Source organism: Roseofilum acuticapitatum BLCC-M154 (assembly GCF_030068475.1).
Lineage (GTDB): Bacteria > Cyanobacteriota > Cyanobacteriia > Cyanobacteriales > Desertifilaceae > Roseofilum > Roseofilum acuticapitatum.
Map to the genome: position 1 here is coordinate 21,356 of NZ_JAQOSP010000001.1, position 7,503 is coordinate 28,858.

General features: G+C 48.4%; 7 protein-coding genes. All 7 read left to right on the forward strand.

Annotated features, from left to right (window positions below; translation table 11 throughout):
* The first annotated feature begins 9 nt into the window (after positions 1-9).
* The 7 genes from PMG71_RS00100 (at position 10) to PMG71_RS00130 (ending at position 7,194) form a co-directional block, all read left to right on the forward strand.
* The gene (locus tag PMG71_RS00100; protein WP_283751591.1) at positions 10-321 is read left to right on the forward strand and encodes a carbon dioxide-concentrating mechanism protein CcmK; all 312 of its coding nucleotides are present in this window, start codon (positions 10-12) and stop codon (positions 319-321) included.
* 106 nt (positions 322-427) lie between these two features.
* Positions 428-766, forward strand: a complete 339-nt coding sequence (locus PMG71_RS00105; RefSeq protein WP_283751592.1) for a carbon dioxide-concentrating mechanism protein CcmK — start codon at positions 428-430, stop codon at positions 764-766.
* 30 nt (positions 767-796) lie between these two features.
* The gene (gene ccmL / locus PMG71_RS00110; RefSeq protein ID WP_283751593.1) at positions 797-1,099 is read left to right on the forward strand and encodes a beta-carboxysome shell vertex protein CcmL; all 303 of its coding nucleotides are present in this window, start codon (positions 797-799) and stop codon (positions 1,097-1,099) included.
* Positions 1,100-1,279: 180 nt separating this feature from the next.
* Entirely contained in the window at positions 1,280-2,917 is a 1,638-nt protein-coding gene (gene ccmM / locus PMG71_RS00115; RefSeq protein WP_283751594.1) for a beta-carboxysome scaffolding protein CcmM, read from the forward strand.
* 125 nt (positions 2,918-3,042) lie between these two features.
* Positions 3,043-3,771, forward strand: a complete 729-nt coding sequence (gene ccmN, locus PMG71_RS00120) for a beta-carboxysome scaffolding protein CcmN (protein ID WP_283751595.1) — start codon at positions 3,043-3,045, stop codon at positions 3,769-3,771.
* Positions 3,772-3,852: 81 nt separating this feature from the next.
* Entirely contained in the window at positions 3,853-4,593 is a 741-nt protein-coding gene (gene ccmO / locus PMG71_RS00125) for a beta-carboxysome assembly protein CcmO (RefSeq protein ID WP_283751596.1), read from the forward strand.
* Positions 4,594-4,857: 264 nt separating this feature from the next.
* On the forward strand, positions 4,858-7,194 hold the full coding sequence (locus PMG71_RS00130) for a hypothetical protein (RefSeq protein ID WP_283751597.1): 2,337 nt from the start codon (positions 4,858-4,860) through the stop codon (positions 7,192-7,194).
* Positions 7,195-7,503: the final 309 nt, after the last annotated feature.

Sequence of the window (7,503 nt, forward strand, 5' to 3'; positions counted from 1 at the left end):
AGATTAACAATGCCCATAGCCGTTGGAATGGTAGAAACCCTAGGCTTTCCGGCCGTCGTCGAGGCTGCTGACGCGATGGTAAAAGCTGCCCGTGTGACTTTGGTCGGGTATGAAAAAATTGGTAGTGGTCGGGTAACCGTCATTATTCGGGGAGATGTATCCGAAGTCCAAGCCTCAGTAGCTGCGGGGATTGAATCCGCTAAACGGGTTGATGGAGGTCAAGTGCTATCAACTCACATCATTGCCAGACCCCATGAAAACCTAGAGTATGTTCTTCCCATCCGTTACACCGAAGCGGTGGATCAGTTCCGGAACTACTAGCACCATTAACAGCTTAGGATTGGGGTAGGTTGAGTGGGCTATCATCCCTCAACTGCCTCCTTAAGCTTCATCCATCTCCATTAAACCGTTTAGGAGTATTAAATCAATGTCAATTGCAGTTGGAATGGTAGAAACCCTAGGTTTTCCTGCCGTTGTAGAAGCCGCCGACGCAATGGTGAAAGCCGCTCGCGTAACCCTAGTGGGCTATGAAAAAATTGGCAGTGGTCGTGTGACTGTCATTGTCAGAGGTGATGTATCGGAAGTTCAAGCTTCGGTAGCTGCTGGGGTAGATAACATTAAGCGAGTTAATGGGGGAAAAGTCCTGTCAACTCACATTATTGCTCGCCCCCACGAAAACCTGGAGTATGTTCTCCCCATCCGTTATACCGAAGATGTACAGCAGTTTGCCGAAAGTACCAATGCGATTCGGCCCTCTAGTCGTTAGGGTCAGATCATTTAACGATTAGATAGATCCATGCAAATTGCTAAAGTTTGTGGCACAGTCGTTAGCACCCAAAAAGACCCCAGTCTTAGAGGGTCTAAGTTTCTGCTGTTGCAGTTGATAGATGAGCAAGGCCGTCTTCTGCCTCAATATGAGGTAGCCGCAGATCCAAGTGTGGGAGCTGGATTAGATGAATGGGTGCTGGTGAGTCGTGGTAGTGCGGCTCGCCAAGTTGAAGGAACCCAAAATCGTCCTATAGATGCGACCGTTATCGGAATTATTGACACGGTAACCGTAAATAATTCCCGTATCTATAGTAAAAAAGATAGCTATTAATATTCAGTCCTCAAGGATCGGGGGTGGTCGAGGGCGGTATGAGTGAGCTTCTCAGTCTCAATCCAATCAACGTTCATCAACTTTAAAATCCAAACCCTTTTAAGGTCGGATCGTATCCGAAACTCGACCCGTTAACCCCATGACACGAGAGACAAAATCGCTATAGGAGGAACATTATTTATGGTTGTGCGTAGCCATACAGCAAGTCATGCCGCTCCCCCCACCCCTTGGTCAAAAGACTTAGCGGAACCGAGAATAGATAGTAGTGCCTATGTTCACTCTTTCTCGAATTTAATTGGTGATGTCCATATCGGAGCCAATGTATTAGTCGCTCCTGGAACATCGATCCGAGCTGATGAAGGCGCTCCTTTCTACATTGGAGATCATACGAATGTCCAAGATGGTGTGGTCATTCATGGTCTAGAGGAAGGCCGAGTGGTTGGGGATGATGGCCAACAATATTCCGTATGGATTGGGAATCATTCTTCTATTACTCACATGGCGTTAGTCCATGGGCCTGCCTATGTGGGGGATAATTGTTTTATTGGTTTCCGCTCTACAGTCTTCAATGCCAGAGTGGGCAATGGATGTATCGTGATGATGCACGCGCTGATCCAAGATGTGGAAATTCCCCCAGGAAAATATGTTCCTTCTGGATCAATTATTACCAATCAACAGCAGGCCGATCGCCTGCCTGATGTGCAAAAAAATGACGCGGCTTTTGCCAGTCATGTGGTCGGGATTAATGATGCCCTCAGAGCTGGGTATCGATGTGCCGACAATATCGAATGTATTACGCCGATTCGCAGTGAATCGGACAACTCTAGTAATGGTCAAACCCAAAGCACTATGACAACTCTTAATTCAGAAACCGTAACCCACATTCAACAATTACTGGCCCAAGGCTATAAAATCGGTGCAGAGTATGCCGATCAGCGTCGTTTCCGGACTGGCTCCTGGAAGAGCTGCCCTGTGATTGATTCGAGTAATGCTAGAGAGGTTTTAGCTGCTGTTGAGTCTTGTATGTCTGCCCATGCGGGTGAGTATGTGCGCTTAATTGGTATCGATACCCAAGCGAAACGGCGAGTCCTAGAAACTATTATTCAGAGACCCGGAGACCAACCGGCTGCCCCTAGAGCAAGCGCTCCAGCTCCCTCCAGAGTATCTGAAAGGGGTAATGGTTATGTCTCGAATGGTTCAGGGGTAGGGGCGGATTTGTCCTCGAAGGTGAGACAATTGGTCAATCAAGGATACCGAATTACGACTGAACATGCGGATCAGCGCCGCTTCCGGACTAGCTCTTGGCTGACGGGAACGCCGATTAGTGGAAGTAGTCCGACTGCCGTTTTAAGTGGGATTGAAACGGTGTTGAGAGATTATGAGGGCGAATATGTGCGCTTGATTGCGGTCGATCCCAATGCCAAACGGCGGGTGTTAGAGGAAATTATTCAGCGCCCCGATGGTAGAGTGGCCGCAAGCGGTAATGGGGCATCGAGTGTGGCGAGTCCGGTAGCTCCAGTGGCTCGTGCTAGTAGTAATGGGGGGACGGTGTCTGGAAAGTTGAGTGCTGAGGCGATCGAACAAGTGCGTGCCCTGTTAGCCCAAGGTTATAAGATTGGGACGGAACATGCGGATAAGCGGCGCTATAAAACGGGATCTTGGAAGAGCTGTACGCCGATTGAGTCGAGTCGCGAGTCAGAGGTGTTCGCGGCTTTAGAGGCTTGCTTGGCTGAACATGAAGGGGAGTATGTGCGGATGTTGGGCATCGATCCAAATGCTAAACGGCGTATGGCAGAGTCGGTGATTCAGCGCCCGTAAGCTGGGATTGAATTCCTTCAATGGAAAAATGGGGGAGGTTTTCCTCCTCCAAGATGTGGGTATCGGACTGAGGTTCGATTGAATAATATGCTGCAACAGCGAGGTTCAATAGTATTATGGCGGTCATGCCTTGGCAACCTCTTCATAACCAAAAGTCTTGTGTTGATGGGGAGGTGAGCATTGATCCTAGCGCGGTGGTGGCTCCGGGTGTGGTGTTGATTGCCAATCCCCAGAGTCGGATTGCGATCGCGGCTGGGGTTTGTATTGGCATGGGGGTGGTTCTCCATGCTGATGGGGGAACCTTAAGGGTTGAAGAAGGGGCAATTTTGGGTGCGGGTGTGTTAGTGGTGGGTTCGGGAACCATTGGTGCAAGGGCTTGTGTGGGCCCCGTGTCAACGGTCTTTAATTATTCAGTGGAGCCAGAACAGGTGGTGGCTCCGGGTTCGCTCTTGGGCGATCGCGGACGCTCGGAAGCTGAGGTAGCTCCTAAACCGGTGGAATCGGTGACCGAAGTTGAGCCTGTACCAGAGGTGAAGCCGGAAGAGGAAGCCGCGAAAAGTGCGGTAGATCCGCCTAAATCGAATCCTTCAGCAACTCAATCTTCGATTCATTCGGCGATCGCCCGTAATTTAATTGCCAATCCCCCCACGAGCCGTATAAACGGTCATGTGGAAACTCCTAGCTCCGATCCCAGCCTCGATAGCTCAAAGGACGATCTGGACTCCGAAGCCGTTAATCCCCCAGTTTATGGACATCAGCACCTACAACGCTTAATGTCTACCTTGTTTCCCCATCGCCAAGCATTCGATTCGGGTATCCAGGATTCTCCAGTTTCTGAGGATAACGATCGATAAATGCGATCAGGTTCACCCATCGGGCATTTATACTAATAATAGAGGAGTGCAGGTGACGAATATCCCTCTCAAGTCAAAAGCATGAGTAGACTGAATACTCTCAATGGAAGTGCATTAGGTTTAGTATCAACCCGGAGCTTTCCTGCGGTCATTGCGGTAGCCGATGCCATGATCAAAGCAGCAGAAGTTGTGTTGGTGGGTATTGAAAAAATAGGTAATGGATATTGTACGGCGATCGCCAGGGGTAGAATCGCAGACATTCGATTAGCCGTAGAATATGGCTCCCAAACCGCCAGTGAATTTGGCCCCGATCAACTCGTCAGTAGTAGCGTCATTCCCAGACCCTTACCCAATCTGGAAGTGATCTTTCCCATTAACCCCCAATTTATGGAAGTAACGGCTTATAACCAAGAAAAGCGCTATAGCCGTCAAGCCGTCGGATTACTCGAAACGATTGGCTTTCCCCCCATGGTAGGTGCAGCCGATGCCATGCTCAAATCAGCCAATGTAGAATTAATGTCCTTTGAAACCATCGGTTCTGGACTCTGTACAGCCATTATCCGGGGTTCAGTAGCAGATGTAGCCATGGCCATTGAATCCGGAGTTTATGAGGCTCAACGGATTGGAGAACTCAATGCCATCTACATTATTCCCAGACCTCAAGACGACTTAGAACAAATTTTACCCGTAGCCCGTGCCTTAATCCAGGAAGAATCAGAACCCTTGATGTTACCGGTCAATATTGAGCAGGAAGAAATGGAGCAAGAATTAGTCAAGTTACCCGAACTGGAAAAAGTCCCCCTGAAAATCGACGAACCCTAAGTTAATTTTCTATCCTATTATTTTCGAGTGATTCGGCAATGCTTGATCATTTTTGCTTGCCGTTTTTCCTTTGAACGATGAAGAACTGAAAAAAAATTCAAATTATGGCGATCGCCACATCTCCATAAAAACACCCCTCTTCAAGCTAAAGTTAATACTAAAAAAAAATGTGATAAAACTTAATTAAATTAGAGCAGATTTAACGAGACAATTTGGGCATAATTAACCTGGAATCTATTCAGGAACCCTTAAATCCTGGTTGGCGTGCAATTAACCCCCAGGCTTACCCCAACTCGTTTATTCATTAGTGATGGCGAGCGCGGCAAAGATTCCATTGTCGGAGATGCCGATGACTGGATTCAAGGCGACACAGGCAATGATACCTGTATTGGAGGCCAAGGCAAAGATACCCTGCAAGGTGGAGACAATGAAGACTCCCTAGAAGGCGGTGAAGATGACGACACCATTGAAGGCGGTAATGGCAACGACACCTGTATGGGAGGCGATGGTAATGACTCCCTCAAGGGAGAGCAAGGCAACGACACCCTGCAAGGCGATAAAGGCGATGACAAAATTGAAGGCGGCGACAATGACGACAAAATCGAAGGCGGCGAAGGCAAAGACTCCCTGATGGGAGATGACGGCAATGATAGCTGCATGGGTGGTGATGATGACGACATGATTGAAGGCGGTAAAGGCAACGACACCATCAAAGGCGACAAGGGGAAAGACAAAATCGATGGTGGTGACGACAACGACGACATCGACTGTGGTGATGATGACGATACTGTTGAAGGGGGTAAAGGCAACGACACCATTAAAGGCGGCAACGGCAAAGATAAAATCCAAGGCGGCGATGGTACAGATGACATCGATGGCGGTGATGGGGATGACGATATAGACGGTGGCGGCGGCGGGCAAGATACAATCCGTGGCGGTGCTGGCAATGACAAAATTACAGGTGGCGTTTACTGCGATGGCGGTGATGGGGATGATGCCTTAGAAGGCGGCGGTAGTGGAGAGTCCACCCTCATCGGGGGGGCAGGAGTTGATATTGTCTCCTTTGCCTCCGTTAGCGTCGGTTTGAAAATCAAGATTTCCATTTCCATTGCCACAGAAATCACCCTCAATGGATTCTTCAAGAATAAGATTGAAGGATTTGAAGGAGCCGTTGGTTCTAAAGGCGACGATACCATTGAAGGGGATGAAAGCAACAACATCCTCGAAGGGGGTGAAGGGAATGACATCCTCATGGGTGGTGCAGGCAATGACACCCTCGAATGTGGCGCAGGTAATGATGTCCTCGATGGTGGAGATGGGGTTAACTTTGCCTCCTTTGCCAAAGCTCAATTGAGTGTCGATATTAATCTGTCTACGGAAATCGCTATCTTTGGAACCGCTAAGAATACCTTCAAGAATATGAAGGGATTTGTGGGTTCTAACCAAGATGATGTGATTACCGGTGGTGCAGTTGCGGGCTTGGATTTGAACTTGGGTAAAGGCAATGACAAGTATAAACTGAGCAGCAAAAACATCAAAGGTTCTAAGATCAAGGATGTTGATGGTCAGAATGATCTAGAGTTAGAAGACCTGAAGTTATCTTTAGATGGGGCAACGGATACCACTAAAGTTCTCAAAGATGGCACAAAATTGGTGATTGATGCCAATGGTAATGGCCAAGTTGATGCTGAAGATTTGGTCATTGAAGATTACTTTGGTGCGAATGGGGGTGCAGGTGCGGGAGCCTTTGCAACGGTGGGCAACCTGAAGCAAGACGAGATTGTGCAACAGTTAGCGCCTCCCCCGGTTACTCCCCCGACTTCCGGTTCTCCGAGTACGGGTACGGGTTCAGGCAGTTCTGAGCCTCAAGCGCCTGCCTCTTCTACCCCTCCCTCAGATTCTACGCCAACTCCTCCCAATATTGATATTTCGATCGTGATTGGTACTGCCCTCAATGATGTGTTGACGGGAAGTGCTTTGGCTGAGTTTTTCGCTGGTTTGGGCGGAAATGACCGCATTGATGCTTCGGGTGGAGATGATACGGCTAATGGCAACACGGGCGATGATGAGGTCAAGGGTGGAACCGGAAATGATACTTGCAATGGAGGTCAGAATAATGACTCTGTAAGTGGAGGTGACGGAGATGACCAAGCCTCTGGAGACCTGGGTGATGATATTGTCAATGGTGATGATGGCAATGATACTTGCTTAGGCGGTCAAGGCAATGACAGTGTAGATGGAGGTGCTGGAAATGACACTGCCTGGGGCGGTCAAGGGGATGACTTAATTAATGGGGGTGCTGGTGATGATTTGATTAGTGGCGATATGGGAACGAACCAAGCCATTGGTGGGGCAGGGATTGATACGTTCTTGTTCCGGGGTAGTATTGCTGGTAATATTACTTCGATCTTGGATTACCAAGTGGGTGTGGATATCGTTGGTTTGGCGGGTATTGCCAGCACTGATGTGGGATTGAGTATGGTGGGTAATGATACGGTGATGACTCAACTGAGTACCAATCTGACGTTAGGTGTGGTGGTTAATTTTAACTTCAATATCCAGCAATTGACGTTTGCCCAGGTGGATGTGGGATTAACCTAAAATCAGGGATTGATGGGTGTAGGGGTGACCCCTACACTACGTCTTATGGTTAATCGAAGTTCACTCTATGTTAGGGAAATTGACACCATCAATCGTCAATTTCCCTATTTTTACGGGTTATGGGCTACCATAGACTAAAACGCAACAGCTTTGACTCTGTAATATCAAGTCCGGTTTCCGCAAGCGGACATGAAAATTTGTTAAGAAGCGGGCAAGATGCCCGCACTCCTCGAATTCTTTGATATGACTGGAGTGGGAGCATCTTGCTCCCTGGATTTTTAATTAGGGTACTTAAGCGGACTTGATATA

Bases quoted from the DNA above. Each gene is read 5' to 3' on its own strand.
- PMG71_RS00100 (WP_283751591.1), top strand. From the start codon at position 10: ATGCCCATAGCCGTTGGAATGGTAGAAACCCTAGGCTTTCCGGCCGTC.
- ccmL (WP_283751593.1), top strand. From the start codon at position 797: ATGCAAATTGCTAAAGTTTGTGGCACAGTCGTTAGCACCCAAAAAGAC.
- ccmO (WP_283751596.1), top strand. From the start codon at position 3,853: ATGAGTAGACTGAATACTCTCAATGGAAGTGCATTAGGTTTAGTATCA.
- ccmM (WP_283751594.1), top strand. From the start codon at position 1,280: ATGGTTGTGCGTAGCCATACAGCAAGTCATGCCGCTCCCCCCACCCCT.
- ccmN (WP_283751595.1), top strand. From the start codon at position 3,043: ATGCCTTGGCAACCTCTTCATAACCAAAAGTCTTGTGTTGATGGGGAG.
- PMG71_RS00105 (WP_283751592.1), top strand. From the start codon at position 428: ATGTCAATTGCAGTTGGAATGGTAGAAACCCTAGGTTTTCCTGCCGTT.